The following is a 24,021-nucleotide window of genomic DNA, read 5'->3' as shown; positions in this document are numbered from 1 at the left end:
CGTCGTCTCCAGTCTGTTCCTGTCTACATGTGCAATCCACAACTTCGCTCGCCCGCTCGGCGCGCTGCCACCTGCTGTTCCACAGTGTTATCCACAGGTGTGGATACTTTAGCAGCGAGGGTTGTCCACAAGGTCCGCGCGGCCTGTGGATAACTGAGTGTGAAGATTTGCACCGCCTTGACCTGCGCAGACAACGCGTTTTGGGCGAAAGTCTCAACCGGTACTTCACAGTTATCCACAGCCCTGTGCATCCCCGGGCTGTGCGATTGTGGTGATTGCTTTATTGTTACCCGCTCCGACCTTGGGCTGTCGAAACTTCGCCAGGGCCGGTTTCTGTGGATAACTCGGCGCGTCGAACGGCTGTCCACATACTGTCAGCTCTCTCGCAGGGTGCGGGGAGGATTTCCCGCCCCACCTGCGAAAAAACACACCGTTGTAATTACGGGGGTACCCGATCGCCCCAGGAAAAAGTGTGCGTGTTGATTTGGCCGGGGCGCACAAATTCGCGTAGTCTTAAGCCCGTCTTTACGTCGGGTGCACCGGCGTACATCTGAGAGCACCGCCCCCGCCGGGCACCGGGCCGCTTGACCAAGGCGAGCTGGCGAAGGCGCTGCACGCGAACTGCGCTCCAGTTTCGGAGCCGAACCGCAATCTCAACGCAACGTTTCACATTTGGAACGGCCACTTCCCCGGGAGGCTTTGACGAGCCGTCGGCTGTTCATGACCGCACAAGGAGTCCACCGTGTCTAAGCGGACTTTCCAGCCGAACAACCGTCGCCGCGCACGCAAGCACGGCTTCCGTGCCCGCATGCAGACCCGCGCCGGCCGCGCCATCGTTTCCGCGCGCCGCAAGAAGGGCCGCGCAAAGCTGACGGCATAGCTTAAAACCCGCGCGTGTTACCCCGCCCGCACAAACTTTCTTCCTCCGCAGACTTCAAAGCTGCGATGAGGAAGGGTGTGCGCGCGGGGTCTCGCACGTTAATGGTGCATCTGCACCAGCGGAAAGACCCCGTCATCCAGGGCGGGCCGCGCTTCGGGCTGGTGGTGTCCAAGCAGGTGGGCAACGCCGTGACGCGCCATGCCGTGTCGAGGAAGTTGCGGCATGTGGTGGTGGAGCGGGAGCTCGTCGATAAGCTTGAGCGCTCCTTCGACGTGGTGATCCGCGCCCTGCCACCCGCCGCCGCCGCAACGAGCGACGAGCTCGCGCGCGACCTAGAAAAAGCCCTGGACAAAGCGCAGAAGAAGCGCTAATGGCCTACTTCAACTTCGCCGGTGGCGAAATCCCCGCCGCGAAGGGGCCCGCGGCGAAACTGCTGGTGGCGCTGATTCGCGGTTACCAAAAGTACATCTCACCCCTTAAGATGGGCGGGACGTGCCGTTTTATGCCAGTATGCAGTGCGTATGCGCTCGAAGCCGTGTCACGCCACGGAGCGGTGCGCGGCGGCGCAATGGCCGCGGCCAGGCTGTGCAAATGCGGGCCCTGGCACCCCGGCGGCTACGACCCAGTGCCGGGCAGCATTGAAATGAGTGAGGAGTAACACCGAAACGTGCTGAATTTCATCTATTGGCCGATTTCCTGGGTGCTGAGGTTCTGGCACGAGGTTCTCGGCTTTGTCATCCCCAAGGATTCGGGCATCTCCTGGATCTTGGCCATCGTCCTGCTCACCTGCACGGTGCGCCTGCTGCTGCTCAAGCCGATGGTCAACCAGATGCGCTCCACGCGCAAAATGCAGGAGATGCAGCCGCGGATGCAGGAAATCCGCGAGAAGTACAAGGGCGACCAGCAGAAGATCGCCGAAGAGACGCAGAAGCTTTACCGCGAAAACGGCACCAACCCGCTGTCGTCTTGCATCGTGCCGATCGTGCAGCTGCCCATCTTCATCGGCCTGTTGCACGTGCTGCGCTCCTTCAACCGCACCAGTGAGCTGGGTATGTCCGTGGAGGAGAACCGCTCCACCGCGAACTACGCCTTCCCGGCGGAAGACGTGCAGTCCTTCCTGGACGCGGACTTTTTCGGCGTGCCGCTGTCCGCATACATGTCCATGCCGCAGGAGGCCTTCGCGGCGTTCGGTAACGCGGATCTGACCCGCGCGCAGATCATCGCCGTGTGCCTGCCGCTGGTTCTGCTGTGTGCGGCGTTCACGCACCTCAATGCCCGCATTATGGTCAAGCGCCAGGAGGCCCGCAAGGCCGCCGGCAAGGGCCCGAAGCCGCAGGGCGAGATGGCCGAGATGATGCAGTCCCAGATGGGTCTGATGAACAAGATGATGATGTGGTTCTTCCCCGTCATGATCCTTGCCACCGGCGTGATCTGGCACATCGGCCTGCTGTTCTACATGCTCACCAACAACCTGTGGACGTTCTTCCAGACCATGTGGCTGAACAACAAGATGGACAAAGAAGAGGCCGCCGAGGAGGCGCGCAAGGTGGAGCTCAAGCGCACCACCGCCCCCGCCCCGGGCGCGCGCACCAAGGACCGCCGCACCAAGAAGCAGCGGAAGCAAGGTAAGTAACTTTCTGCTTATCGACGAACAAGTCCCGGCCCGTTTTCGGCCGGGACTTTTTCATGTCGGCGGGCCGACTACAGTGTTGTGCATGTCGGATACCTCCCCTGCAGCCGCAGCCCAAGTTTTCGGAGAACGCCTCGGATTGGCCGAGGCCTACCACCGCTCTTTGGCCACCACGGCCGCCGAGCGCGGCTTCATCGGGCCCAAAGAGGTGGACCGCCTGTGGGAGCGCCACATCCTCAACTGCGCCGTGATCGCGGAGGCGTTCGAGCCCGGTCTGAAGGTGGCGGACATCGGCTCCGGCGCGGGCCTTCCCGGCATCCCGCTGGCGATCGCGCGGCCGGACCTGTCCATCACGTTGATTGAGCCGCTGCTGAAGCGCTCCACCTACCTGGGCGAGGTCGTTTCCGAACTGGGCCTAGACAACGTGACCGTGGTGCGCGGGCGTGCCGAGGAGCAGCCCAAGGCGGCTTTCGATGCCGTCACCTCCCGCGCCGTCGCCCCGCTGGGTAAGCTCGCCGGGTGGTCCATTCCGCTGCTGCAGGGCGGCGGGCACATGATTGCGATGAAGGGCGAATCCGTGGCCGAGGAACTCGAGCGCGACGCCAAGGCCATTGCGAAGGCCGGCGGCGTTGAGGCGGAGATCTTCACCGTGGGCGAGTCCGTGCTGGACCAGCCCACCACGTTGATCCGTATCCAGCGCAGAAAGAAGGGGGCGTAGATGGAAAACTACGACGAGACTCCTGTGATGGAGGCGGCGATGCGCGCGGCGCGGGTGACGTCGAGAAGCGAAGCGCTGCCGAAGCCGGACCAGCCGCGCGTGATCACCGTGGCCAACCAGAAGGGCGGCGTGGGCAAGACCACCACCAGCGTGAATCTGGCGGCCGGGCTGAGCAAGCAGGGCCTGAAAGTGTTGGTGATCGACCTGGACCCGCAGGGCAACGCGTCGACCGCGCTGGGTGCGGAGCACACCTCCGGCACCACGTCGAGCTACGAGCTGCTCATCGGCGAGGCCGAGGCCTCCGACGCCGTGCAGCCGCACCCGGACAACCCGAACCTGTTCTGCATCCCCGCCACCATCGACCTGGCCGGCGCGGAGATCGAGCTGGTGTCCATGGTGCGGCGCGAGTACCGCCTGCACGACCAGATCCGCCGCGGCTTTTTGGACGAGCACGGCTTCGACTACGTGTTCATCGACTGCCCGCCGTCGCTCGGGCTTTTGACCATCAACGCGATGACCGCGGTGGACGAGGTGCTCATCCCCATCCAGTGCGAGTACTACGCGCTCGAGGGCGTGGGCCAGCTGCTGGGCAACATCGGCATGATCCGCGAGCACCTGAACAACAACCTGCACATCTCCGCGATCGTGCTGACCATGTACGACGCCCGCACCCGCCTGGCCGCCGACGTTGCGGACGAGGTGCGCGGCCAGTTCGGCCAAGTGGTGCTGAACAACGTCATCCCCCGTTCCGTGAAGGTCTCCGAGGCGCCCGGCTACGGCCAGACCGTCATCGACTACGACCCCGGATCCCGCGGCGCCCTGGCCTACTTTGACGCGGCGAAGGAGCTGGCCACCCGCGGCGACTACCAGCCGCACCCCACCACCGGCCCGATCGGCGTGAGCCCCGAGGTCTACAACCAGCTCGAGGAGGAGTAATCAATGGCAGAACGCAAGGGCGGCCTCGGCCGCGGACTGGCGGCGCTCATCCCGTCGGCGCCGTCGGACATCGACAAAAACGGCAAGACCCCGGGCATCGGCGGCGGCGCCTCCGACGTGATTTTTGGCAAGCAAGCACCCAAGCCTGACGACGCACCAAAGGGTGCCCCCAAGAAAGTCCAGGGTGCCCCGACAGTGTCCGCCAAGCGCGACAAGGTGATCCAGCCCGTGCCGGTCGGCGCGCGCTACCAGGAGATCCCGGTCGGGCAGATCATCCCCAACCCGAAGCAGCCGCGCCAGGTCTTCGACGAGGACGAGCTGGCCGAGCTGGTCCACTCCATCCGCGAGTTCGGCCTGCTGCAGCCCATCGTCGTGCGCGACACGCCCGAGGGCTTCGAGCTCATCATGGGCGAGCGCCGCTGGCGCGCGTCCTCCAAGGCCGGCCTGAAGCACATCCCGGCGATCGTGCGCGAGACGTCCGACGAGGACATGCTGCGCGACGCGCTTTTGGAGAACATTCACCGCGTCCAGCTCAACCCGCTCGAGGAGGCCGCCGCCTACCAGCAGCTCCTCGACGAGTTCGGCGTGACCCAGGAGCAGCTCGCCGACCGCCTGGGCCGCTCGCGCCCCGTGATCACCAACGCGATCCGCCTGCTCAACCTGCCCGTGGGCGTGCAGCGCCGCGTCGCCGCCGGGGTGCTTTCCGCGGGCCACGCCCGTGCGCTGTTGGGCATCAAGCTTGGCGACGGCACCGCCGACGCCCAGGCCCAGCTTGCCGACCGCATTGTCGCCGAGGGCCTTTCCGTCCGCGCGACGGAAGAGGCCGTGTCTTTGATCAATTCGAACGGCAAGGTGCCGGATAAGCCGAAGCGCCAGCCCGCCCCGCAGCCGGAGTACCTCACCCGCGCCGCCGATTCGCTCGCGGACATCTGGGACACCAAGGTGTCGGTGACCATGGGCAAGCGCAAGGGCAAGATCGTGGTCGAGTTCGGCGACAAGGACGACTTCGAGCGCATCATGGGGCTCATCCAGGGCACCGACTAGCTAGGCGTGCTTTTCCTCCCGCAGCAGCTCCTTGAAGGAGTAGGTGCCGGTGGGCCGGTTGTCGTGGTCGAGCAGGTAGAGGCGCTTGACGGCCACCACGACCGCTTCGGCGATGGCGTCGCGCTCGTTGGGGTCGGTGAGCACGGCTAGGTCCCCCGGGTTGGTCAGGTAGCCGGCCACCAGCTCCACCGACGGCATCCGGGTCATGCGCAGCATCTCCCAGGTGCGGGCGTGGTTGCGGCAGTTCTGCAGCTGGGTGCGGGCGGCGACCTCGCGCTGGATGTAGCCGGATAGCGTCTCCCCGGTCAGCGAGGAGCTGCCCTTCTCGGAGCCGAAGTAGAAGGTGGCCACGCCGTTGGCCTTCTCGTTCTGGTAGGAGTCCAGGCGCAGGGAAATGAGCAGGTCCGCCTTGAAGCCGTTGGCCAAGTCGGCGCGCTGCTTGTTGGAGGGGTTGTCGCCGCGGGGTCGCGACAGGATGGTTTCCATGCCGGCGGCGACCATGCGGCCCTCGATGCGCTGGGCCAAATCCCAGAGGATCTCTTCTTCCGTGATGGGGCCGTACGGGCCGTCGACGACCAGGCCGCGGTCGGCGCCGCCGAGGTCCGGGTCGATGACCACGCGCTTGCCGGTCAGGTTCGGGCCGGCCTGGCGCACGGTCTCACGCTCGCGGATGGCCTGCGCGGACCCGCCGGTGATGCGGCGGCCCAGAAGCGACAGGGCGTGGAGGGTGTCGGGGCCGCACACGCCGTCGTCCTCCAGCCCGGAGTTGAGCTGGTAGTTCATCAGCGACTCGTAGGTGCGCGGCCCGAAGCGGCCGTCCACCCGGTGCGGGTAAAAGCCCAGCTCGTGCAGCTGGGACTGCAGCTGCCCGACGTCGTCGCCGACCATTTCCTGGCCGGGCTGGTAGCTCAGCACGCGCGCGCCGAGGGTGTAGGACGCCTCGCGCAGCTCGCGCAGCGTCGCCGCGTCGATGGTCCCGGTGGGCACGATGCCGCGGGATTGTTGGAAGGCTTTGACGGCTTCGCACAGGATGTCGTCGTAAAGCATCTCGCTCTCGGAGAAGCGCCGGGTGGAGTCGATGTCGCCCTCGTAGCCGTCTATCAGGCCCAGGCGGGCTAAGGACATCCGGACCTCGGCGACCCGTGTGCTGGAGTCGCCAACGCGCAAAATGTCTTGCATGCGGGCCTTTCTAGTTGGATGGACAGGGTCAGTCTACGCGCCGCTAGAGCTGCGCCTGAATCTTGGAAACGATCTCGGATTTCGGGCGCACGCCCACGAACTCGTCGACCTTCTTGCCGTCTTTGAACAGCATGACGGCGGGGATGGACATGACCTGGAACATGGCGCCGAGCGCGCGCTCGTTGTCCACGTTGACCTTGGCTACCTTGACTTGGCCGTCCATTTCCTGGGCGATCTCGTCGAGCAGCGGGGAGAGCTTGCGGCACGGCCCGCACCACTCAGCCCAGAAGTCCACGAGCACCGGGGTGTCCGCCTCGATGACCTCGTTTTTGAAGGTTGCTTGGGTCACATCAACTGGTGCGTTCATGCGGACAGTCTACAGCGCCGCCAGGTAGTGCTGTGCGTCCAGCGCGGCGCGGCAGCCGGCGCCAGCGGCGGTGATGGCTTGGCGGTAGGTCTTGTCCACCAGGTCGCCGCATGCGAACACGCCTTGAACGCTCGTGCTTGTCGACGGCTCCGCCACCTCAACGTAGCCCCCCTCGTCAACGGCGACCTGGCCGTCCAGGAACGCGGAGCGCGGGTCGTGGCCGATGGCGACGAACAGCGCGGTGGCGTCCAGCACGCTCTCCTCGCCGGTGACAACGTTGCGGATGTTCAGCCCGCCGACCTTGCCGTCCGCCTCCACCACGGAGTCCACCACGGTGTCGGTGAGGAACTCGATCTTGTCGTTCTCGCGGGCGCGCTCGAGCATGATCTTGGAGGCGCGGAAGTTCTCCGAGCGGTGGATCAGGGTGACCTTGGAGCCGAACTTGGTCAGGAAGGTGGCCTCCTCCATGGCGGAGTCGCCGCCGCCGACGACGGCGATGTGCTGGTCCTTGAAGAAGAAGCCGTCGCAGGTGGCGCAGGTGGACACGCCGCGGCCGGTCAGCTCCGTTTCCCCCGGGATGCCCAGGTGGCGCGGGGCGGCGCCGGTGGCGAGGATGACGGCGCGGGCTTGGAAGACCTCGCCGTCGACCACGACCTTCTTGATGTCGCCGGAGAAGTCCACGGAGTCCACCAGCTCCTGGCGCAGATCCGCGCCGAACTTCTCCGCCTGGGCGCGCATGTTGGCCATGAGGTCCGGGCCCATGATGCCGTCTTCGAAGCCGGGGAAGTTCTCCACCTCGGTGGTGTTCATCAGCTCGCCGCCGTACTCGTAGCCCTCGAACACGAGCGGCTTCAGCTCCGCGCGTGCGGCGTAAAGGGCGGCGGTGTAGCCGGAGGGGCCGGAGCCGACGATGATCAGGTCGTGCACCTCGTCGGTGCTGGTGGTGGCGGCTTTGGGCGCCGGTGCCGCATCGGTTTGCGGGGTAACAAAGTTGAAGCCGGGGGAAGTCATGGTTGCAGATCTTAGCGCGCCGGCGCCGCCTCCCCTATCGCCGCGGCGACGGCCTCGCGCGCCCGGTAGCGGCGCGACTTCACGGTGCCCGGCTGCACCCCGAGTTCGGCCGCGGCGTCGCCGACGCTCATGCCCGCGACATCGATGAGCCACAGTGCTTTGCGCTGCGCCTGCGGCAGCACCGCCAGGGCCTGGCGCATGGCCATGGTGCGCTCCATGTTCTCCATGGGGTTGTAGGCGAGGTACTTGTTCGCGTCGATGTCCACGTGGTCGTTGTCGTCCAGGCTGTACTGGGCGCCGGCGCGGCCGTCCTTGCGCTGGTGGTCTATCGCCGCGTTGATGGTCATGCGGTGCAGCCACGTGGACAGCTTCGCCTCCCCGCGGTAGGTGTGCAGGCTGCGCGCCGCCTTGAACAGGGCGTCCTGGACGATGTCCTGCGCGTCCTGCTCGTTGCGCGCGAAGTTGCGGGCGGCGAAGTACATGCGCTTGCGGTGCCGCCGCACGATGAGCGTGAAGGCCTGCCGGTCCCCTCCCAGGTAGTTCGCCACCAGCTGCCGGTCGTTGATGTAGTCCATTGTCCCCCCAAATTTCAGTTGCCCCCACTATGCCCCGGCCCTAGTCCCCCTGACTAGGGCCGGGTGCGCATTTCAGTGGACAACCACGCGACCCACCAGCGAGACGTTCTTCACATCCGTCTCGCCGTCCACCTTCAGCACCACGCGCAACAGCGGTTCGTTGGTTTCCACGTCGGCGCTGATCTGGCCGTTCCGCAGCTTGCCCTCCGCGATCACGGGCGGGTGCGCGGTCTCCTGCTCTGCCGGCACGCCGTAGAGGGTGTAGTTGGCGGAACCGGAGGCGTCGATAAGCACTTGCTCGAGCGTGAACGCGGAGCCGTCCTCGGGGGCGAACTGCATGGAGCTGTCGTCCAGGACCTCCATGTCGAGCGGGCCGATGACCACCGGCATGCGCGCGTCGCGCGTCGTGGTGGTCGGCGCGGCGGACGGGCGGTCCACCACGTCCTCGCCGGAGACGAAGTCCACCAGGTAGGTGGTCAGCACGCCCACCAGCACCGCCGCGATCACCGCGGCGAAGGTGAGCAGGCCAATCGTCGCCGGGCCCATGGTGCGTCCGCCGAAGCCGCCGCGCAGCTCGTCAGGGTCCTCCACGTGCTCGGCCACCGGCTCGACCGGCTCGTAGATCTCCACCACCGGGATCTCGTCCGTCGGCGCGTCCTCGTTGGGCACCGGCAGGTTCGCCGCCTCGTAGAGCGCGCGCTCGATGTCGCGGAAGGCGGCCTGGTCCACCGCGTCCGCGTCCACGAGCGCGCGGGTGCGGGCGGTGACGTCGTCCAGGTCGTCGGAGCTGACGTTGCTGGTCAGAAGCGTCAGCGCGGAGGCGAAGGACTCCGCGTCCGTGGCCGGGCTGGCGTCCGGAAGCACCACCGGGAACGCCAGGCGGACGTGCCCCTCGTGGTCGATGCGCAGCTGCTGGCGGTTGTCCAGGCCCAGCGGCACGTCCGCCTCGTGCGCCGCCGCCATCGCGCCGGCCAAAGGCGCCAGCGCGTTTGCCACGGCCTCGGTGTGCAGCGTCTGGCCGGATTCCGCCACGGCCTTGACCGAGGAGCCCTCCACCCAGTCCGCCACCACCAGGGCGCCGGAGCGGTAGGACAGGATCTCAATGCTCTCGGCCACCGCGGGCAGGTGCAGCTTGGCCATCTTGCGGGTGCGCCGCGCCACGCCGGCGGCCTTCAGCGCCGCCTCGCGCGGGGTGGCCGGGGCCATCGGGGCGGCGCCGGTGGTGTCCACGAACGTCAGCGCCACATCTCTGCCGGTGGCCACCTCGCGCGCCTGCCAGAAGCGCGCGCCGGTGGAGGCGCCGTGGTCGCGGATCAGGCGGAAGCGCCCGTCGGACACGCCCGCACCCGGCACCAGGCGCGGCCCACGGACCACACCGGCGGACATCGGCGGCGGCACCGGGGAGGCGTTGAAGGTGTCGGAGGCGAGGAACTGGTTGGACACGTCGCGCGGGTCCGCCTCGCCCACCTCGAGCGCGCGGTCCTCGTCCGGGCGGATGATGCGGCTCATGCCCGGGATGCGCTGCAGCGCGCGGCCCAGGTTCTGCACCTCGGGCAGCTTGGAGCGCGACAGCACCAGGCCGGTGACCACCAAAAACAGCACGCCGAGCATGACGACCTCGATGAGGTTGCCCAGGCTGGGGGCGCCGATTAGGCGTCCGAGGGCCTCGGGCAGGTGCAGGCCGGCGACGTCGCGAAGCAGCCAGCGCACACCGAAGATCACCGCAACGCCGACAAGCGCCGCTGCCACCGCCCAGATGGAGGTGCGCAGCACGTCGCCGGCGCGCAGGGTGCCCAGCTTGCGGCGCAGAAGCAGCGCGCCGATGAGCGCGCCGGCGACGAAGCCGAAGCCGTTGGCCGCGCCGAGCAGCACCACCACGTGGCTGGGGTCTTGCGCGATGTACGGCGCGAGGGCGGACAGCAGGATCTTCGTGCCGGTGATGCCGGCGATGATGAACGTGGGCGTCCACGCTTCCTCGCGGGCGTAGAACACGCGCAGGTGCAGCATCACCAGCGCGTACGGGATCAGGGTGAACGAGGACGCGGAGATGGTCATGCCGAGCAGGTGCGCGGCCTCGGGGCTGAACGAGCCGTAGGCGAACAGGGCGTGGGCGATGTCGGGGCCCAGCGCCGTCATGAAGATGATGATGGGGATCAGCGCGATGAACGTCAGCTTTGTGCCCATGGTCAGGTCCGCCACCACGGCGGCGTCGTCGCCGTCTGCGGCGTTGCGGGACATGCGCGGCATGATCGCGGTGAGCAGCGTGACGCCGATGATGCCGTACGGCATCTGCAGCAGCATCCAGTGCTGCTGGTAGATGAATTGCGCCGCCGCGTCCGCGTTGAACGCGATGCGGGAGGTAATGACGTAGCCGAACTGGCTGATCGCCACGTAGGTGATGATCGCCAGCGCCATGCCGCCGAACTGCTTCAGGCGCTCGTCGATGCCCCACAGCGGCCGCAGGTCAATGCCCAGCTTGCGCAGCGCGGGCAGCATGATCAGGCACTGCACCACCACACCCGCCGTGGTGCCAAGGCCCAGCAGCAGCACGTGCGGATTGCTTATCGACGTCGGCGCGGCCGGGTTCAGCTGCCCCGGCAGCGCCATATACGCCACGAGCACGGCGATGGAGACGATGTTGTTCGCCACCGGGGCCCAGGCGCCGGGCCGGAAGTGCTCCTTCGTGTTCAGGATGGCCATGAACAGGGAGAACATGCCGTAGAAGAAGATCTGCGGCAGCACCAAATACGCGAACGAGGTGGTTTGGACGAGGTTGCCCTGCGAGTCTTCGTCCATCATCATCCTGGTCAACAGCGGCGCGGCCGCCACGGCGACGACGGTGACCACCGTCATCAACGTCAGGGTGAGCGTGAACAGGCGGCGGATGAAGGCCGCGCCGTTGTCGGCGTCTTCCTTCTCCGCGCGCACCAGCACCGGCACCACTAGGGCGGTGAGCACGGAGCCCAGCACGATCTCCGTGATCAGGTTAGGCAGGGTGTTGGCGGTGTTGAAGGACGCCGCCACCACTTCGCCGAGCGCCGCGCCGATGAGCACGGTGCGGATAAACCCGGTGATGCGCGAGATCAGGGTGGCGACGGCCATGGAGCCGGTGGCGCGCACGACCTTCTCCCCGCCCTCGGCGGCGGGTTCTTCCTCGGCTGCCTGGGGCTCGGCTACAGCGACTGCCGCCGTGCCTGCGGCTACCGTGTCGGCGGTCTGCGGCGGCGCGATGGTCTCGCCCTTGGGGCTGGTGGTCAGCAGCGACTTATCCGGCGCGCCGTCCTCGAGCTCCTCGCGCGCCGGTTTGGTTTCGCGCGGCGCCGGCACCGGCGCTGGCGGCGCTGGCGTGACAATGCGCCGGCGCAGTCCCTGTTCCGTCACTTGGTTCTCCGATTCTTACGTCTGCTGGCTTCTGGTTCTGTGTCGCTGTCTTTCGGCGGGCTGCCCCGCGCGCCGCGCAGCGCGATCACCACCAGCAGCCCGGCCAGCACCAGCGCCGCGACGGCCAACCAGCGGCCCACCGTGAACCGCGTGGTGCGCACGGCGATGTCCACCGGCTGCGAGATCGGCTGCCCGTTCGAGCTGGCCAGGTACAGGTTCAGATCCGTGCTGCGGGACGTCTCCGGCAGGTCCGCGGTCATCTGCACCGTGACCGATCCGCGCGCCGGGATGCGCAGCACCCCGGGCACGTGCAGGCGGGCGTCCGCGGGCCCGGAGAAGTTGATGGAGGTCTCCACCGGCAGCGGCAGCCCGTTGCGGGCAACGATGAGCAGCGGGCTGGAGTTGGAGGTGCGCGTGTAGACGTTGCCCGGCGGGATCAGGTCCACCGCCGAGCGCAGGTCCCCCAGCGCCGCGCGGGAGGCGCCGAGGCGTTCGCTGGTGGCCTCCACCGCGTCGCTGTAGCGCGACATGGAGCGGCGCTGGCCCACCGAGAGCGCCTGCAGCAGGTCCCGGCGCAGCGGCAGGGTGAACCCGTACCGCGTCAGCGCAATGCCGGGATCCGGCACCATCAGCCCGGTCAGGTCGTTGATGAACCCGGCCTGCTGGGTCACCTGCAGCACCTCCGCGTCGGTGAACGCGGTGGGGTCCGTGTGCTCCCCTGGCTGGCCAGCGGGCGCAACATCAGCTGGCGCGTCCAGGTAGGTGCCGAACGCCATCGGGTGCGCGCCGGCGCCGGTGACCAGCTCCGCCACGGTGCCCAGCACGGCGGCGGCGGTGTCCGCGTCCCAGTTCGCGGGCGGGGCGACCAGGATCGGCTCCGGTTGCTCCTCGGACTCCCCCGCCACCCAGGCGGATTGGGCGGCCAGGCGCACCGCGGCGGCGGCGTTGGTGTCGCGGGCGGCCTTGGAGTCCACGGCGTAGTTGTAGCGCAGGTTCTCCTCTGAAAAGCCGGTGGTTTCGGGGTCCACGCCGGTGGCGGCCAGCACGGTGGCCAGGGAGGACTGGTAGCCCACCGTCATCACGCCCGGCGCGATCCAGCCGTAGTCCCTGCCTGGCGCGGCGGCCAGCACCCGCACGGGTTGCTCCGGCGCGGGCGCGGCCGTCCCGGAGAGGTCCGCCATGTCCGCGCGCTCCAGGGCACTTTCAGCCCCGTCGTGCTCTTCCTGCACGCCTGCCGCCTCCGCGCGCTCCCACGCGGCCTGCATGCCTTCGTCCATGACGGTGGAGCGCAAGTGGTCCGCCCAGCCCAACGCCGGCGCGGTGCCGTCCTCGACGTAGCCCGTGCCTGTGACCACGGTGTTTAGCGTGCCGGCGGTGCCCAGCACGCGCTGCAGCACAAACGGTCCGCGTTCCACGGCCTCGCGCATGAGCCACTTGTCGCCGGTGCGCGCCACGGCGTTCAAGTCCGCGTTCGCCCATGGCAGGGACACCACGCAGCCTGTGGCGGCGATGTGGCGCACCTTGTCCAGCCACACCTTCGCGTCGTCCGCGCCGGCGCCGGGTTCGCCGTCGGGGTCGTCCTCGCCTCCCCAGGAGTCGCGCAGGCGTTTCGGCTCCTCCACCACGGCGGGGCGTTCGTCGTCGACGGTGTAGCCGTGCTGCATGCGGTCCACGGTGTCCACCAGCGCGGGGTCCAGCGCTACACAGGTGGCGTAGCCGACCTCGGGCGTCTGCGCGGCCTCGATGTACTGGTCCACCAGCTTGCTCAGCCGCCCCTCGGGCGCGAGTTGGCCGGCCAGCGAGTCGTTCGCCAGCACCAACGGCTGCGTCTCGGGCGCCTCGCCGGTCTCGCCGGGCAGGATGTCCACGGGTGCGGTCACCGGGTACAGCGCGGTCAGCTCCGCGGCCCGGATGTTGTCGCGCACGCCTCTGACACCCATATGGAAGCGGTCGGTGTCGAGGGGGGCACCGGAGGCGTCGAGAAGCTGCAGCATGATGGGGTACGTGCCCACATCCGGCAGGTCGAGGCCCAGGTCCATCTCGATCTCCAGCGAGTCGCCGGGGGCCAATTGCCTATCGACGTCACGCGCGTCCCCCACCACCTGATACTCCTGCGGGCCAGCGATGGTGGCGTAGCGCTGCTCCATGACAGATGCCACCGCCGAGGCGCGGCGCGGGACCACGCTGAGGCCCTCGAGCGTCTCGTCGGAGTGGTTGGTCACGCGAAGTTTCACGTGAAACGGATCGTGCGCGGAGATGGCGCGCGGGGCCTCAACGACCTCCACGCTCGCCTGCTCGCCCTCGGACGGGCGCACGGTCAGGTTCGCCCACTGCTCCGTCACCTCCGGGTTGTCCGGCGCCAGCGGCACGGCGGGGGCGGCGAGCACGACGGCAGCCAGCGCGGCGTACCGGTTCATCGCGGAGTTGCCCTTCCGGCCTTCTTTTCCTTCCTGGCCAGATCCGGCATCCGGTCGTAGGCGATGCGGGCGAGCTTGCGCTCATCGGCGTAGGCGAGGTGCTCCATTAGGTCGCTCATGGGCACCCACGCCACCTCGGTCACCTCCGGGTCCTCGTCGTTGAACACGCCGTCGACGTAGCGCAGCAGGTTGTGGTGCACCGTCTTGTGGATGCGCACGCCGTCGGAGACGAACCAGTAGTCGATCGTGCCCAGGGTGTCGAAGGCTTCGCCGGTGATCCCGGTTTCCTCCCACACCTCGCGCTCGGCGGTGACCCACTGGTGCTCGCCGTTTTCCACGTGGCCTTTCGGCATGGACCACAGCAGCCGCCCGCGGCGGTCCAGGCGGCCGATGAGCGCGACGTAGATGCGGCTCATGTCCACCTTGCCGTCCTTGCTCACGGCCTCCGCCATGCCGGAGACCACCAGGCCGCCGGCCGAGGTCTCGTCGCGCGTCTCTATCGACGAGTCGTGCTGCTGGTACTGCGACCTGCGACGATTGTGCTGCTTGCGCCCGCCGCGGGAGTTCTTCCCGCGGCGGTTATTCCGCTTCCGCTTCGGCTTGTCTCCCTGCTGCTGTTGCTGCTCGGCGGGTTTGCCCCCGCGCCGGCGCCGCGGCCGGCGCTTACCGCCGCCGGAGCCCCCCTTGCCGTTGGAGGGCCCCGGAACCGGGCGCTGGTTGTCACTCATTCGTGTCATGCTATCGGTCTTTCGGCCGGTTGTGGTACTTCCCGCGCGGGGGTGGCGGGTATCGTGTCCCGGGTGACGCAGAAGCTCTTCGATATGCCAGACCCGACCGACCCCTTGGCCGCCCCTGCGCTGATGGCGCGGGCGCAGGATGTCGTCGCCAAGCATGCTGCTCTGCTTGAGCCCCTCGCGCAACTGTTTTCCGGCCGCGGCGAGACCTTATATATGGTCGGCGGCTCGGTGCGCGACGCGATGCTCGGCCGCGGGGTGCACGACCTCGACTTCACCACCTCCGCGCGCCCCGAGGTGATCCAGGAGATCCTGGACGAGTGGGGCGAAAAAGTGTGGGACACCGGCATCGAGTTCGGCACCGTCTCCGCCATCCGCCACGGCGAAACCGTCGAAATCACCACGTTCCGCTCCGACCTCTACGACGGCGTGACGCGCAACCCCGAGGTCACCTTCGGCGACACACTCGAGGGCGACCTCGTGCGCCGCGACTTCGCCTGCAACGCCATGGCCATTGAGCTTTCGCTTAACGACGAGCTCCGCCTCTCCCCCACCTTCCACGACCCCGTCGACGGGTTGAGCGACCTTGTGGAGCAGGTCTTAGACACCCCGCAGGAACCCGAGGTGTCGTTCCGCGACGATCCCTTGCGCATGCTTCGCGCCGCCCGTTTCGTCTCCCAGCTGGGCTTTACCGTGGCGGACCGGGTATTCGACGCGATGTGCGACATGGCCGGCGAGATCGGGCGGATTACCGCCGAGCGCGTGCAGGCTGAGCTGGACAAACTCATGCTCGGCGCCCGTCCCTGGGAGGGCATCGACCTGCTGGTGTCCACCGGCGTGGCTTCGTATATTTTGCCTGAGATTCCCGCGCTGCAGCTGGAGACCGACGAGCACATGCAGCACAAGGATGTCTACCGCCATTCCCTGACCGTGCTGCGCCAGGCCACCGAACTCGAGGACGAGGGCCCGGACCTGAAGCTGCGCTGGGCGGCGCTGATGCACGACATCGGCAAACCCGCCACCCGCGCGCCCAAGGAGGGCGGCGGCGTGACCTTCCACCACCACGAGGTGGTCGGCGCGAAGATGACCCGCAAGCGCCTGAAGGCCCTGAAGTACCCGAAGCACGTCATTTCGGACGTGGGCCAGCTGGTGTTCCTGCACATGCGCTTCCACGGCTTCGGCGAGGGCCAGTGGACAGACTCCGCCGTGCGCCGCTACGTCACCGACGCCGGCGAACTGCTGCCCAAGCTGCACAAACTCGTCCGCGCCGACTCCACCACCCGCAACGCCAAGAAAGCCGCGCGCCTGCAGCGCACCTACGACCACCTGGAGGAGCGCATCGCCGACATCGCCGCCAAGGAGGACCTCGCGCGCGTGCGCCCGGACCTGGACGGCAACGAGATCATGCAGATCCTCGGGCTCAAACCCGGCCCGGAGGTGGGCAAGGCGTGGAAGTATCTCAAGGAGCTGCGCCTCGAGCGCGGCGAGCTGGACCACGACGAAGCCGTCGCCGAGCTGAAAGCCTGGTGGGAGAGGGAAAATGCCTGAGTATTTCTACGCAGACCGCCTGTTCAACGCGCTCGAACGCGTGGAGCCTGAGCCGGGCATGCTGCTCGTTTCCGCCCCCGGCATGTTCTCCCCCGAGTTCGCCCGCACCGTGGTGCTGGTGCTCGAGCACGACGCGGACCACACCCTCGGCGTGGTGCTCAACCGCCGCAGCGAAGTTGCCGTCGCCAACGTGATGGACGCGGGCTGGGCCGAGCTGGCCGCCAAGCCGCAGGCCGTGCACATCGGCGGGCCGGTCAGCCCCGAGTCCGCGGTGGGCCTGGGCGTGACCGCGGCCGGCGCGCCCGAGAACCCCTACCTCAACCGCCTGGCCAACCGCCTCGTGCTCGTGGACCTGAACGCCTCTCCCGCCGAGGTGAGCGAGCTTCTCGACGGCATCCGCATCTTCGCCGGCTACGCCGAGTGGGCGCCGGGCCAGCTCGACGACGAGATCCTTCGCGGCGACTGGTTTGTCACCCCCGCCCTGCCCAGCGACGTCGTCGCTCCCGCGGGTGCGGATCTGTGGGGTGACGTGATGCGTCGGCAAGCAATGCCTTTGCCCCTGTTCGCTACCTTCCCCGCGAACGTCGAGGACAACTAGTGGCCGTTTCACGTGAAACATCGACGGAGATTCGGCTGGGGCTTCGCGACACCTGGCTGGTCGCCCTCGGGTTGGTGCCGCTCGGGCTGGCGTTCGGCCTGCTCATGACTCAATCCGGCTTCGCGTGGTGGTGGACCCCGATCTTCTCCACCGTGATCTACGCGGGGTCCATGGAGTTTCTGGCCATCGACATGGTCCTCACCGGCGTCGGCCCCGTGACCAGCGCGATCCCCGGCTTCATGGTGAACTTCCGCCACCTGTTCTACGGGCTGACGTACCCGCGTTCGGAGATCCGCCGCGGTGTGCCATCCGCGTACGCCACCTACGCGCTCACCGACGAGGTCTACGCCATCACCTCCACCCTGCGCGACCGCCCCTCGGGCACTCGCTTGATGACGATCACCGTGGTCTGCCAGATCGCGTGGGTGGCCTCCGGCATCGTCGGTGCTTTGGCCGGCGCGGTGATCCCCGCGGGCGTGGAGGGCTTCGACTTCGCCTTGACCGCGCTGTTCGCCGTGCTGGCGTTCGAGGCGTTCCAGGCCAGCCGCGACCTGTCCGCGCCCCTGATCGCCGGCGGCCTCGCTTTGGCGGCGGCCGTCGTGCTGCCCGGCCAGGTGATCCTCGTGGCGCTCGTGTCCTACTTCCTCGTCCTCGTGCTGCGCTTCTGGGCCCCGCGCGTCGACGACCGGCTTACCTGGCAGCTGCCATGAGTAACTACGGACTTCCCGACGGCGTCACCCTCGGCATGGTGGCCGCGGTGCTTATCCCCGTCGGCATCGTCACCGTGCTGCTGCGCGCACTCCCCTTCTCCATGCTGCGTGTGCTCAAAGGCAGCCCGTTCATCGACTTCCTCGCCGTGCTCATGCCCGTCGGCGTGATGACAGTGCTGGTCGCCTACACCCTCGTCGGCTACGCCGGCTCCCCCACCAACCTCGCCTCCGCGCTCATCGCCCTCGCGGCCACCCTGCTTCTGCACTGGTGGAAGCGCCGCGCCGACCTGTCGATCTTCGCCGGCACCGCGCTGTACATGCTGTTGGTCAACGTCGTTTTCTAGCCCCTGCTAGGGAGGGGAGTTTTTGCGTCTCGGGGCCTTGTATATCGTCACTGGACGCCTCTGCGTTACACCGCCAGACGAGCTTGAATACCTGCGGAAACGTGTGTTTTACTTGCGCCACCCCGATCCCGGGTGATTTAACGTCAGATTCGCACAAAGGAGTTTCCAATGAAGCGCATCACCGCAGCTGCCCTCGCCGCAACCACCGCATTGTCCCTGGCGGCCGTCCCGGCACAGGCTGAGGAAGGTAACCAGAAGGACCTTTCCGAAATCGTGAGCCCGAATCGCCCCTCCGACGTCACCGATAAGCACCTCGCTGGCGCCAAGGTGAAGGCCGAGGCCCGTGAGCGTCTGAACCCTGGTACTGGCTACTCCGGCCCGTACAAGAGCTCCTCCGAGAAGAACCTGGTGCCGAAGAGCGCCACCTCCTCCCTGAAGAACGACGTCGCACGTGGCTACAAGCTCGGCACCACCTACGACATCCTCGTGGGCACCGGCATCGCCGCAGGCGTCCTCGCACTGGTCGGCGCCGCCGCGGCCGCAGCGGGCAAGATCCCGGGTGTCCCGGGTGTGCCGGCCGTTGAGCAGTTCTTCTAAGCCTCACTAGTCGTTGAAGGACCAGTTGCACTCCTCCATGGTCCGCATGGTGTCGTTGCGCTTCGGCAGGGAGTAGTTCGTGGACACGAAGCGCGTCCCGTCGCGGTAGACGAAGTGGATGTCTGAGTGTTCCTTCAGCGTCTGCAGATACCCCTCCGTAACCAGGGAGTGGCAGGCGGAGCACAGCGGCAGGAGGTTCTCCAGGTCGGTCAAGCCCCCGGTGGCCCAGTCCTCGATGTGGTGGATCTCGATGAAGCGTGTGTGCGTGCACCCCGGTGCCGCGCACTGCCCACCCCACATCGCCAGTAGCGCGTTGACCTGACCGTTTGTGGCCAGGCGCTGTTTGCGTCCGGTGTTGATGACGAGGCCGTTGGAGTTGACCGTCGATAGGCGTATGTCCGCATTTGCCAGCAAGCTTGCAATGGCTTTCGACGGCGCGCCCACGTTGTTGGGCATATACCCGCGCCCGTCCGGTGTTGCCAGAATGTTCACGTGCGCACCCGGCGTGGTCAGGGTGTTGCGCGGCGTCGTGCGTGCCATGTGGACGATGCCCATGAGCGCCCGCAGCAGCATGCGCCCGATGGGCAGCCCGTAGCCGGAGACCGTCTTCCGCGCGGGTCGGTTCTCCTCCACCTCCTCGGCGCGCTCGAGGGCAATGTTGATTTCCCCTTCTACCTCGGGGTCCAGGTCCTCGAGCACCTCGTCGAGGTTGCAGTACGCGATTTCGCCGATCTTCAACGCTGCGACGAACGCGGCGCCGTCCGCTGCATTCATATTGCCGTGGAACGCGATGTCGCCGTTGTCGCGCTTGTGCAGGCTCAGGTAGTACTGCGGACTGTCCTCGCCCTCCCCGTCCTGCGGCTTCTTCCCCGCCAGTGCGCATTCGAGCTCGTGGTAACCCATCCCGAGGGCGAGATCTACCAGCTCACGCTCGTTTTCCGGAGTCATGTACTTCAGCAGCAGCCGCACCACTGAGTAGCTCAGCGCAGCAGCAGTGAAGTGTTTGTGCAGGTAACGGAAGGGCCGCAGGCGGTGCGCGACGCTGACGTACTCGTGGGCGGTTGAGGAGGACACGCCCAGGCGGCGCATGAGGAAGTGCGCGGTGGTCGATGAGCCACATTCGATAGCAAGTGCGAGTTCATCAAACGTTTGAATTGCGGACAATAGCTCCGCTTTGCTCTGCGTCATTGCGCGGTGAGAGTCTTCAATTTGCTGGCTTAATGCGATGGCGAGTGGGTTGGATTCTGTGGCAACTGCGGCGGTCATTTCGGGCCCCCTTGAGGCGAATGCGAGTTCGATTGCAGACATTATAAAACTCGCCCTCGACATTTCTCTGACCTGCGGTAATGCGGTTTATAGCGATTGCTATAACTTGTCGGCAACTCCGCATTGCGGACAAGTGGGAACTCACCAACTATTGGCAATTGCTTATCGACGTCAGCTCCGCCCATGCCCGCCCCTCAGACCACTCCGCAACTCCGCATTGCGGACAACTCCGGCCCCACCAACTATTGGGGTCCACCAACGAAAAAGGGCCCGCGCCGCTGACAGATCGAGCTAGGGTGCGCGGGTGCGCCACGGTGCCCATGGGTTGGTTGGCCCGGACGTTGACGTGGAACTCCGCATTGCGGACAACCCCGGCCCCGCCAACTATAGGGATCCACCAACGAAAAAGGCCCGCGCCGGAGTCGGGGCGGGCCGGAGGGACGTCGATAGGCTATTGCAACTTTGCTTGAGCCTCGGACCAGAGGCCCTCGAACTCCTCCGCGCTGAGGTGGGTGGCGGTGATGCCCTCCATGGAGTCGTAGGTGCGCGGGTGTGGGACGGTGCCCATGGGCTGGTTTGCCTGGCCGATGACGCGGCCGTCGACGTAGATGCCGGTGATGGTCTCGGCGGGGTCGAGTTCGATCATGCGGACCATGGTGCACTCGTGGGCTGAGATCTCCTCGAGTTCGGCGATGTTGAGCAGCTCGCCGCCGAGTTCGGGGACGTTGTAGTGGATGCGGACGAAATGTTTCACGTGAAACTCCTAAGAAATTCGGGAGGCGTACGCGGAGCAGATGACCAGTTGGCACATGTGGTAGATCATCAGCGGGATGATCAGGACGCCGAGCGAGGCGCCGCCGAAGATGACGGTGGCCATGGGCAGGCCGGTCGCGAGCGACTTCTGGGTGCCGCACATCTGGATGGCGACGCGGTCCTCGCGCGGGAAGCGCAGCGCCTCCGGGAGGATGCGGGTGAGCCACAGCATAGCGACGACCAGCACGCACGAAAACACGGTGAGGAACACGATCTCCCACGCGGAGACATTCGACCAGACGCCGGAAACGACGCCGCGCGAGAACGCGGAGTAGACCACCATCCAGATGGAGCCGCGGTCCACGATCTTGGTCGCCTTCGACTTGGCTAGCTCCCCCACCCGTGGGACGAAGTTGTGCGCGAGCTGGCCCAGGATGAACGGGAGGAGCAGCTGCAGGGCGATGTCGCCGAACACCGAGGCGTCCACGGACACCCCGTCGCCGGCGCCCATCAGCCACATCACAAGCAGCGGCGTGATCACCACGCCGACGAGCGAGGACACCGACGCCGCCACCACCGCGCCCGAGACGTTGCCGCGCGCGACGCCGGTGAGCGCCACCGAGGACTGGACGGTGGACGGCACCAGCGACATGAACAGCAGGCCCTGGTACAGGTCCTCGGACATGAACGCCACCGTCGGGCGGGCGAGGAGGCCGATCACCGGATAGATCACAAACGTGAACGCCAGGATCAGCGCGTGCAGGCGCCAGTTGGTCAGGCCTTTCAGTGCCTCCTGGGTGGACAAGCGCGCGCCGTAGAGGAAGAACAGCAGCGCGATGCCCAGCTTCACCGCGACGGCGAACCCGTCCGCGAACGCGCCCTGGGCGGGCAGCACGAACGCAAGTGCCGCCGCGACAACGATGCCGACGAAAAGCGGGTCGAGCTTCTTCATCTACTCGGAAACGGAGACTTTGTCGCCGGCGTCGGTCACGGGGACCTCGCGCATGCCGGTCACGGCCGGGCCGGAGACGCGGGCGCCGTCGGCGATGCTGAACACCGAGCCGTGGGCGGTGCACTTGACGGTGTCGCCCTCAACCTTGGTGATCTTCTTCTGCTGGTGCGGGCACACGCTGGAGTACGCCACGTAGGTGCCGGCGGTGGGCTGGGCGATGATGAACTTGTCCAGGATCACCGCGGAGCCGACGGGCACATCGGTCTTAGCAACTTCTTCGGGGGCCGCCTCTCCGCAGGCGGCGAGGAACGCACCGGCAAACGTGGTTGCGGTGCCGAGCAGGAACATGCGTCGTGAACAGGTCATGATGCGATCGTAGCGCCCTTCATGGCCGCGACGTACTCGGTTAGCTCCGCTTTCAGCGCGTCCATGTCGGTCACGCGGTTGCCGTCGATGTACTTGTCGATGATGTTGGTGATCGCGGAGCCGGTGATGGCGCCCGCGGCCCCTGCGGCGATTGCGTCGCGCACGTGCTCGGGCTTCGAGATGCCGAAGCCCAGCAGCACCGGTGGCCCACCGAACTTCTGCACATTATCGACGACCTCGCGCAGGCCCTCCACCGTCGCCTCCTTGTCTGCGCCGGTTACGCCGTCGCGGGAGATGGCGTAGATGTAGCCGCGCGAGCTCGCGGCCACCGCCTCGAGTGTGGCCTCCGACGCCTTCGCCGGGGCGATGTAGATCGGGTCGATGCCGGCCGCGGTGGCGGCTGCGCTGAAGGGGGCGGATTCGCGCACGGGGACGTCGGGAAGCAAAATGCTGTCCGCACCCGCCTCCTTGAACTCGCGGTAGAAGCGTTCGAGGCCGCGCGCGTGCGCGACGTTGCCGTACACCAACATGCCGATCGGCAGGTCCGGGTAACGCTCGCGAATGGTGCGGATTTGCGCAAGCGCCTTATCGACGGTCGCTCCGCCCGCCAACGCCCTCACATGCGCACCCTGAATAGCTGGGCCGTCCGCGACGGGGTCGGAGAACGGCACGCCGAGCTCAACGGCATCCGCCCCGGCATCGACGACGGAGGAGACGATCTCCACCGCGTCCTCCGGGGTCGGGTCCGAGAGCATGATGAAGGGCACGAACGCGCCTTCTCCCCTAGCGAAGAGTTTTTCGTAGCGGCTCATTTACTTCTCCTCTCTATCTGCGAGCGAAGCTCGCACGTGGGCGATGTCTTTGTCACCGCGGCCGGACAGGGTGACCAGGATTTGCAGCGGCTCCATGTCGGACGGGTGCTCGGCGGCGCGCTTCAGCGCGTACGCGAGCGCGTGGGAGGACTCGAGCGCGGGGATGATGCCCTCGTGGCGGGACAGGGCCTGGAAGGCGTCGAGCGCCTCGTCGTCGGTAACGGGCACGTAGGAAGCGCGGCCCGACTTGGCCAGGTGGGCGTGCTCCGGGCCCACGCCCGGGTAGTCCAGGCCGGCTGAGATGGAGTAGGACTCCTCCACTTGGCCGTCGCCGTCGCACATCAGGTACGAGTACGTGCCGTGCAGCAGTCCGGTCGTGCCCTGGGCGATGGCGGCGCCGTGGGCGCCGAGGCCGAAGCCCTCTCCCCCGGGCTCGGCGCCGACGAGCTCGACACTGGTGTCATCGATGAAGTCCGCGAAGGTGCCGATCGCGTTGGAGCCGCCGCCGACGCAGGCGACCACCACGTCCGGTAGGCGCCCGGTTCGCTCGAGGATCTGGGCGCGGGCCTCGGTGGAGATGACGCGGTGGAACTCCTTGACAATCTTCGGGAACGGGTGCGGCCCGGCGGCGGTGCCGAGGAGGTAGTGGGACTCGTGGAAGGTGGCGGTCCAGTCGCGCAGCGCCTCGTTCACCGCGTCCTTCAGGGTGCCCGCGCCGGATTCCACGCCGACGACCTCGGCGCCCATCAGCCGCATGCGGTACACGTTCGGCGCCTGGCGTTCCATGTCGGTCTTACCCATGTAGATCACGCACTCCAGGCCGAGCAGCGCGCAGGCGAGCGCGGTGGCGGTGCCGTGCTGGCCGGCGCCGGTCTCCGCGATGATGCGGGTCTTGCCCATCTGCTTGGCCAGCAGCGCCTGGCCGATCACCTGGTTGGTCTTGTGCGCGCCGCCGTGGACGAGGTCCTCGCGCTTGAGGAAGATGCGCGCGTTGCCCTCGAGCGGCAGGTTGCGGCACTCGGTCAGCGGGGTGGGCCGGCCGAGGTAATCGCGGAGCAGGCTACGGTACTCGTCCATGAACGCGTCGTCGTTGAACGCGTCGACGAAGGCTCGCTCGAGCTGGTCGAGCGCCGGGATGAGCGATTCGGGGACGAACTGTCCGCCGAACTCGCCGTAGTACGCAGGGAGCAGGGTCATTGTGTC

At 67.2% G+C, this 24,021-nt stretch carries 25 protein-coding genes; 12 read left to right on the top strand and 13 right to left on the bottom strand.

Going from position 1 to position 24,021, the window contains the following annotated elements; genetic code table 11:
* Positions 1-742 precede the first annotated feature (742 nt).
* From rpmH to ACX1NL_RS12110, 7 genes are all read left to right on the top strand, one after another.
* Positions 743-880, top strand: a complete 138-nt coding sequence (gene rpmH, locus ACX1NL_RS12140; protein ID WP_034996682.1) for a 50S ribosomal protein L34 — start codon at positions 743-745, stop codon at positions 878-880.
* 14 nt (positions 881-894) lie between these two features.
* Complete coding sequence (rnpA, locus tag ACX1NL_RS12135; protein WP_301614117.1) at positions 895-1,251, top strand: ribonuclease P protein component; 357 nt, start codon at positions 895-897, stop codon at positions 1,249-1,251.
* Positions 1,251-1,538 (top strand): membrane protein insertion efficiency factor YidD, encoded by a 288-nt coding sequence (gene yidD, locus ACX1NL_RS12130; protein WP_239356576.1) that lies wholly within the window; start codon positions 1,251-1,253, stop codon positions 1,536-1,538. The genes rnpA and yidD overlap by 1 nt, the downstream gene beginning before the upstream one ends.
* 9 nt (positions 1,539-1,547) lie before the next feature.
* On the top strand, positions 1,548-2,513 hold the full coding sequence (gene yidC / locus ACX1NL_RS12125; RefSeq protein ID WP_239307366.1) for a membrane protein insertase YidC: 966 nt from the start codon (positions 1,548-1,550) through the stop codon (positions 2,511-2,513).
* An 82-nt stretch (positions 2,514-2,595) separates the two neighbouring features.
* Complete coding sequence (gene rsmG, locus ACX1NL_RS12120; protein WP_269508791.1) at positions 2,596-3,228, top strand: 16S rRNA (guanine(527)-N(7))-methyltransferase RsmG; 633 nt, start codon at positions 2,596-2,598, stop codon at positions 3,226-3,228.
* Positions 3,229-4,164, top strand: coding sequence for a ParA family protein (locus ACX1NL_RS12115; RefSeq protein ID WP_269952735.1), 936 nt, complete (start codon positions 3,229-3,231; stop codon positions 4,162-4,164).
* Positions 4,165-4,167: 3 nt separating this feature from the next.
* Positions 4,168-5,208, top strand: coding sequence for a ParB/RepB/Spo0J family partition protein (locus ACX1NL_RS12110; protein WP_239307369.1), 1,041 nt, complete (start codon positions 4,168-4,170; stop codon positions 5,206-5,208).
* On the opposite strand, the gene ACX1NL_RS12105 is transcribed toward ACX1NL_RS12110, so the two are convergent.
* The 7 genes from ACX1NL_RS12105 to ACX1NL_RS12075 all read right to left on the bottom strand — a co-directional run bounded on the left by ACX1NL_RS12105 (position 5,209) and on the right by ACX1NL_RS12075 (position 14,866).
* The gene (locus ACX1NL_RS12105; protein ID WP_392398661.1) at positions 5,209-6,387 is read right to left on the bottom strand and encodes an N-acetylmuramoyl-L-alanine amidase; all 1,179 of its coding nucleotides are present in this window, start codon (positions 6,385-6,387) and stop codon (positions 5,209-5,211) included. It lies immediately after the preceding gene.
* A gap of 43 nt (positions 6,388-6,430) precedes the next feature.
* Positions 6,431-6,754 (bottom strand): thioredoxin, encoded by a 324-nt coding sequence (trxA, locus tag ACX1NL_RS12100; protein ID WP_239356571.1) that lies wholly within the window; start codon positions 6,752-6,754, stop codon positions 6,431-6,433.
* Positions 6,755-6,763: 9 nt separating this feature from the next.
* Positions 6,764-7,765: a thioredoxin-disulfide reductase gene (trxB, locus tag ACX1NL_RS12095; protein ID WP_392398662.1), complete on the bottom strand. Its 1,002-nt coding sequence runs from the start codon at positions 7,763-7,765 to the stop codon at positions 6,764-6,766.
* 11 nt (positions 7,766-7,776) lie between these two features.
* The gene (locus ACX1NL_RS12090; RefSeq protein WP_181889395.1) at positions 7,777-8,340 is read right to left on the bottom strand and encodes an RNA polymerase sigma factor; all 564 of its coding nucleotides are present in this window, start codon (positions 8,338-8,340) and stop codon (positions 7,777-7,779) included.
* 72 nt (positions 8,341-8,412) lie between these two features.
* On the bottom strand, positions 8,413-11,721 hold the full coding sequence (murJ, locus tag ACX1NL_RS12085) for a murein biosynthesis integral membrane protein MurJ (protein ID WP_458898278.1): 3,309 nt from the start codon (positions 11,719-11,721) through the stop codon (positions 8,413-8,415).
* On the bottom strand, positions 11,718-14,138 hold the full coding sequence (locus tag ACX1NL_RS12080) for a DUF6049 family protein (RefSeq protein WP_458898277.1): 2,421 nt from the start codon (positions 14,136-14,138) through the stop codon (positions 11,718-11,720). Before ACX1NL_RS12080 ends, murJ begins: the two co-directional genes overlap by 4 nt.
* On the bottom strand, positions 14,135-14,866 hold the full coding sequence (locus tag ACX1NL_RS12075; protein WP_392398666.1) for an NUDIX hydrolase: 732 nt from the start codon (positions 14,864-14,866) through the stop codon (positions 14,135-14,137). Before ACX1NL_RS12075 ends, ACX1NL_RS12080 begins: the two co-directional genes overlap by 4 nt.
* 132 nt (positions 14,867-14,998) lie before the next feature.
* On the opposite strand from ACX1NL_RS12075, the gene ACX1NL_RS12070 reads away from it, so the two are divergent.
* The 5 genes from ACX1NL_RS12070 to ACX1NL_RS12050 all read left to right on the top strand — a co-directional run bounded on the left by ACX1NL_RS12070 (position 14,999) and on the right by ACX1NL_RS12050 (position 18,669).
* Positions 14,999-16,420 carry a CCA tRNA nucleotidyltransferase gene (locus ACX1NL_RS12070; RefSeq protein WP_392399147.1) on the top strand — a complete coding sequence of 474 codons (1,422 nt, stop codon included), beginning with the start codon at positions 14,999-15,001 and terminating at the stop codon, positions 16,418-16,420.
* On the top strand, positions 16,413-17,018 hold the full coding sequence (locus ACX1NL_RS12065; protein ID WP_392398667.1) for a YqgE/AlgH family protein: 606 nt from the start codon (positions 16,413-16,415) through the stop codon (positions 17,016-17,018). The genes ACX1NL_RS12070 and ACX1NL_RS12065 overlap by 8 nt, the downstream gene beginning before the upstream one ends.
* Positions 17,018-17,728, top strand: coding sequence for an AzlC family ABC transporter permease (locus ACX1NL_RS12060; RefSeq protein ID WP_458898276.1), 711 nt, complete (start codon positions 17,018-17,020; stop codon positions 17,726-17,728). The genes ACX1NL_RS12065 and ACX1NL_RS12060 overlap by 1 nt, the downstream gene beginning before the upstream one ends.
* Positions 17,725-18,072 carry a branched-chain amino acid transporter permease gene (locus tag ACX1NL_RS12055; protein ID WP_458898275.1) on the top strand — a complete coding sequence of 116 codons (348 nt, stop codon included), beginning with the start codon at positions 17,725-17,727 and terminating at the stop codon, positions 18,070-18,072. Before ACX1NL_RS12060 ends, ACX1NL_RS12055 begins: the two co-directional genes overlap by 4 nt.
* 168 nt (positions 18,073-18,240) lie before the next feature.
* Positions 18,241-18,669, top strand: coding sequence for a hypothetical protein (locus ACX1NL_RS12050; RefSeq protein WP_269952743.1), 429 nt, complete (start codon positions 18,241-18,243; stop codon positions 18,667-18,669).
* Positions 18,670-18,675: 6 nt separating this feature from the next.
* On the opposite strand, the gene ACX1NL_RS12045 is transcribed toward ACX1NL_RS12050, so the two are convergent.
* The 6 genes from ACX1NL_RS12045 to trpB form a co-directional block, all read right to left on the bottom strand.
* On the bottom strand, positions 18,676-19,833 hold the full coding sequence (locus ACX1NL_RS12045) for an HNH endonuclease signature motif containing protein (RefSeq protein ID WP_458898274.1): 1,158 nt from the start codon (positions 19,831-19,833) through the stop codon (positions 18,676-18,678).
* A 553-nt stretch (positions 19,834-20,386) separates the two neighbouring features.
* On the bottom strand, positions 20,387-20,689 hold the full coding sequence (locus ACX1NL_RS12040) for a hypothetical protein (RefSeq protein WP_458898273.1): 303 nt from the start codon (positions 20,687-20,689) through the stop codon (positions 20,387-20,389).
* A gap of 9 nt (positions 20,690-20,698) precedes the next feature.
* On the bottom strand, positions 20,699-21,640 hold the full coding sequence (locus ACX1NL_RS12035; RefSeq protein ID WP_458898272.1) for a bile acid:sodium symporter family protein: 942 nt from the start codon (positions 21,638-21,640) through the stop codon (positions 20,699-20,701).
* On the bottom strand, positions 21,641-22,006 hold the full coding sequence (locus ACX1NL_RS12030) for a Rieske (2Fe-2S) protein (RefSeq protein WP_194559906.1): 366 nt from the start codon (positions 22,004-22,006) through the stop codon (positions 21,641-21,643).
* A complete protein-coding gene (trpA, locus tag ACX1NL_RS12025; protein WP_458898271.1) occupies positions 22,003-22,818 on the bottom strand; it encodes a tryptophan synthase subunit alpha in 816 nt (271 codons plus the stop codon). The genes ACX1NL_RS12030 and trpA overlap by 4 nt, the downstream gene beginning before the upstream one ends.
* Positions 22,819-24,015 carry a tryptophan synthase subunit beta gene (gene trpB / locus ACX1NL_RS12020; RefSeq protein WP_458898270.1) on the bottom strand — a complete coding sequence of 399 codons (1,197 nt, stop codon included), beginning with the start codon at positions 24,013-24,015 and terminating at the stop codon, positions 22,819-22,821. It abuts the gene before it with no gap.
* Positions 24,016-24,021 lie beyond the last annotated feature (6 nt).

The organism is Corynebacterium sp. CQ3829_602738, from assembly GCF_054478435.1.
Note: the sequence above shows the minus strand (reverse complement) of the source record. Positions and strands in the feature narration are given on the sequence as shown.

Bases quoted from the DNA above. Each gene is read 5' to 3' on its own strand.
- yidD (WP_239356576.1), top strand. From the start codon at position 1,251: ATGGCCTACTTCAACTTCGCCGGTGGCGAAATCCCCGCCGCGAAGGGG.
- rsmG (WP_269508791.1), top strand. From the start codon at position 2,596: ATGTCGGATACCTCCCCTGCAGCCGCAGCCCAAGTTTTCGGAGAACGC.
- ACX1NL_RS12115 (WP_269952735.1), top strand. From the start codon at position 3,229: ATGGAAAACTACGACGAGACTCCTGTGATGGAGGCGGCGATGCGCGCG.
- ACX1NL_RS12110 (WP_239307369.1), top strand. From the start codon at position 4,168: ATGGCAGAACGCAAGGGCGGCCTCGGCCGCGGACTGGCGGCGCTCATC.
- ACX1NL_RS12105 (WP_392398661.1), bottom strand. From the start codon at position 6,387: ATGCAAGACATTTTGCGCGTTGGCGACTCCAGCACACGGGTCGCCGAG.
- trxA (WP_239356571.1), bottom strand. From the start codon at position 6,754: ATGAACGCACCAGTTGATGTGACCCAAGCAACCTTCAAAAACGAGGTC.
- trxB (WP_392398662.1), bottom strand. From the start codon at position 7,765: ATGACTTCCCCCGGCTTCAACTTTGTTACCCCGCAAACCGATGCGGCA.
- ACX1NL_RS12090 (WP_181889395.1), bottom strand. From the start codon at position 8,340: ATGGACTACATCAACGACCGGCAGCTGGTGGCGAACTACCTGGGAGGG.
- ACX1NL_RS12080 (WP_458898277.1), bottom strand. From the start codon at position 14,138: ATGAACCGGTACGCCGCGCTGGCTGCCGTCGTGCTCGCCGCCCCCGCC.
- ACX1NL_RS12075 (WP_392398666.1), bottom strand. From the start codon at position 14,866: ATGAGTGACAACCAGCGCCCGGTTCCGGGGCCCTCCAACGGCAAGGGG.
- ACX1NL_RS12070 (WP_392399147.1), top strand. From the start codon at position 14,999: ATGGCGCGGGCGCAGGATGTCGTCGCCAAGCATGCTGCTCTGCTTGAG.
- ACX1NL_RS12065 (WP_392398667.1), top strand. From the start codon at position 16,413: ATGCCTGAGTATTTCTACGCAGACCGCCTGTTCAACGCGCTCGAACGC.
- ACX1NL_RS12055 (WP_458898275.1), top strand. From the start codon at position 17,725: ATGAGTAACTACGGACTTCCCGACGGCGTCACCCTCGGCATGGTGGCC.
- ACX1NL_RS12050 (WP_269952743.1), top strand. From the start codon at position 18,241: ATGAAGCGCATCACCGCAGCTGCCCTCGCCGCAACCACCGCATTGTCC.
- ACX1NL_RS12035 (WP_458898272.1), bottom strand. From the start codon at position 21,640: ATGAAGAAGCTCGACCCGCTTTTCGTCGGCATCGTTGTCGCGGCGGCA.
- ACX1NL_RS12030 (WP_194559906.1), bottom strand. From the start codon at position 22,006: ATGACCTGTTCACGACGCATGTTCCTGCTCGGCACCGCAACCACGTTT.
- trpA (WP_458898271.1), bottom strand. From the start codon at position 22,818: ATGAGCCGCTACGAAAAACTCTTCGCTAGGGGAGAAGGCGCGTTCGTG.
- trpB (WP_458898270.1), bottom strand. From the start codon at position 24,015: ATGACCCTGCTCCCTGCGTACTACGGCGAGTTCGGCGGACAGTTCGTC.